The sequence below is a fragment of the Frankia sp. AgKG'84/4 genome (genome assembly GCF_023242965.2).
Taxonomy (GTDB): Bacteria; Actinomycetota; Actinomycetes; order Frankiales; family Frankiaceae; genus Frankia.
Map to the genome: position 1 here is coordinate 1 of NZ_JALKFU020001287.1, position 2226 is coordinate 2226.

Consider the following 2226-nt stretch of genomic DNA (forward strand, 5'->3'; position numbering starts at 1 on the left):
TATTCAGGCCGCATAATAGCGAAAGACGCAGAGCGGAACGCGAACCGATCTACACCACTCCACGGGGCATTATCCTGAGAACGCGGGACCTGAGACGCCGGAACCGGGCGCGGCGACACGAGCGGAAGCACCGCGCCCGGACCGGACCGCAGCACCGCGCCGTATGAGCGGGACAGCCGCGCCCGGGAAACGTCAGGAGGGCGCGGTACGTCGGCGCCCGGCCAGGGCCGTGCGATCAGGGCCGTGCGATCGGGATTGGCGGCTGGGACGTCACAGCTCAGAATGGGTCCCGGCGGGCTCCGCGCCGATACGGGGGGAGTCGACGGGACACCCGCCGGGACCTGTCCAACGTATCGGGTCAGCGCGCCCCTGTCGCCGACCGATGCTGGGCTAGAACGCAGAATCCCTGGTAGCGTGGCCGGATCGGTAGATTGTGATTCTTACCTCACCCCTATTTAGGTGGCTAGACCAGTGGGACGCCGCGCGATATTAGGCGCGCGTCGCCGGCCTGCTGGCTCACAGCGCGTCCCACCCACGCTCGCCCGTCCGTACCCGGGTGAGCGTCTCGACGGGAAGGACCCAGATCTTTCCCGCGCCGCTGGACGATGACGCGACCGAGCTCCGGATCACGTTCACGACATCCTCGACGTCGGCGTCGCCGACGACGCACTCGATACGGATAGCACTGATCGACTCGTCATGAAACCGCCGTCCGCGGTATGTCTCGGTACGCCAGAGCTCGGTGCCGAAGCCGGTGACCTGGCTGAGCGTCATACCATGAATGCCGAAGGTGCCGAGCGCGGCGCGCACGTCATCGACCCGGTGAGGGCGCAGGATTGCGGTGACCAGCTTCACGACGTCTTCTTGTCCTCGCGTCCGGAGTGAGGTTCATCGCGGGGAAGCGTAGAGCCGGCAGGTGACGGCTCCGTCTCGCGAATGTCATAGAGCGGCGTAAACGGAAGGACTGACCACATGTCCCTGCTTGATCGCGGCACTCCCCCTGATCCCTATGATGTCCTGCCTGTCCGTCCTGCGTTCAGTGTGACGAGCAAGGACCTCGTCGACGGCGGCATCGTGCCGATCGGACAGGTCCATGACAGCGCCGGCGGCGAGAACATCTCCCCGCACCTCGCCTGGTCGGGTCAGCCGGCCGGGACCGAGAGCTTCGTCGTCACCTGCTACGACCCGGACGCGCCGACGGGCAGTGGCTTTTGGCACTGGGTGCTCGTCGACCTTCCCGGTTCCGCCTCCGAGCTGCCGACCGGGGCTGGCAGCGGTGCGTTCGCCGGCCTGCCGGCGGGGGCCTACCACGTGCGCAGTGACTGGGGCGGCAAGGAGTACGGCGGCGCGGCCCCGCCCCAGGGCGATGTGCCGCATCGGTACGTGTTCACCGTGCACGCGGTCGACGTGCCGAAGCTGGAGATCAACGACGAGGTGTCGCCGGCGGTCGTCGGCTTCAACCTGGCCTTCCACACTCTGGCCCGAGCGGTGCTGCGGGTCACGTACGAGCACTGATCATCTCGGCGGCGCGCGGGCGCGCGGGCGCGCGGGCGCGCGGGACGACACCCCGGGGGCACGCGCCGCTCGCCGCGGCGGGCCGGTAGTGGGTGGTGCGACGGCACCACAGTGGGCACCGACCGAGCGTTGTTTCCGTCGCGTTTCGGACGCGTTCCCGCTGGAAGCGGTCCGATGGCGGCCTCGACGCTCCCGGGCGCCCGCCGAACGTGACGTCAGTTCCTGGCATACCGCCCTCGTGGCGGGGAGGCTGGAATTGACTCACGGTCGGGAGGAACTACATGGGCGACGGTAGACAGGCGGACGGGAGCGCTCTCGGCGCGACGTTCGCGAATGATGCCCGCCGAATCTGGGAGGTGGCGGAACCGATCCACGCGGTCATCGCCTTCCATCCAGGGGTGAGCCGCTTCGCGGCGGAAGCGGGCTGCCACGGCTACTGGATGGGTTACATCGGAATGCGGTCGGCGCCGCTGGGCTCAGCGTCCGCGGCCACGATCACCTCGGCTTTCTACAATTTCGCGCCGCGCCGGATCGCCCGTTCCGTTCCGGACGTCTGGGCGTACTCCACGCCGGCTCGGCTGCTCGACACCCGGCTCGCCGCGATGGACGCGATCCTGCGGGAGCTGTGGGGGATGGACGCGACCGGTTCCGCGGTGCGCCGCGCGGCGGAGCTGGCCGGCCGGGTCGTCGCCGCCGCCGTCACCGCGGGCC

At 69.2% G+C, this 2226-nt stretch carries 3 protein-coding genes; 2 read left to right on the forward strand and 1 reads right to left on the reverse strand.

Annotated elements, in window-relative coordinates:
• Nucleotides 1-516 precede the first annotated feature (516 nt).
• Nucleotides 517-855 carry a P-II family nitrogen regulator gene (locus tag MXD58_RS29710; RefSeq protein ID WP_248839894.1) on the reverse strand — a complete coding sequence of 113 codons (339 nt, stop codon included), beginning with the start codon at nt 853-855 and terminating at the stop codon, nt 517-519.
• A 117-nt stretch (nt 856-972) separates the two neighbouring features.
• Between MXD58_RS29710 and MXD58_RS29715 the strand changes: the two genes are divergently transcribed.
• Together MXD58_RS29715 and MXD58_RS29720 are read left to right on the forward strand one after the other, a co-directional pair.
• Nucleotides 973-1515, forward strand: a complete 543-nt coding sequence (locus MXD58_RS29715) for a YbhB/YbcL family Raf kinase inhibitor-like protein (RefSeq protein WP_248839893.1) — start codon at nt 973-975, stop codon at nt 1513-1515.
• Between the two features lie 281 nt (nt 1516-1796).
• The coding region (locus MXD58_RS29720; protein WP_518478716.1) for an SCO6745 family protein at nt 1797-2226 on the forward strand (430 nt) is incomplete at its 3' end.